Origin of the sequence: Cohnella baijiui (assembly GCF_020731285.1) — a bacterium.
GTDB lineage: Bacteria > Bacillota > Bacilli > Paenibacillales > Paenibacillaceae > Cohnella.
Genome location: NZ_JAJFOW010000414.1, coordinates 1 through 224 on the forward strand (window position 1 = coordinate 1; position 224 = coordinate 224).

The 224-nt window shown below is 49.1% G+C and carries 1 protein-coding gene; it reads left to right on the plus strand.

Annotated features, from left to right (window positions below; all coding sequences use genetic code 11):
• A partial coding sequence (locus tag LKX83_RS33170; RefSeq protein ID WP_227887551.1) for an aminotransferase class III-fold pyridoxal phosphate-dependent enzyme occupies window positions 1-224 on the plus strand: 224 nt, incomplete at both ends.

Consider the following 224-nt stretch of genomic DNA (forward strand, 5'->3'; position numbering starts at 1 on the left):
CCGATTGTAGGGAGCCAGCAAGGGGCAGTTGTTCCGCCTGATGACTATTTTATACGCGTGCGACACATCTGCGATAAATATGACATCGTGTTGGTTATTGATGAGGTGATGACAGGCTTCGGAAGAGCGGGCACAGACTTTGCTATTGAACAATTTGGGATTGAGCCGGATATTTTAACGTTTGGTAAGGGGGTATCAGGAGGCTATGCTCCGCTGGCAGGGAT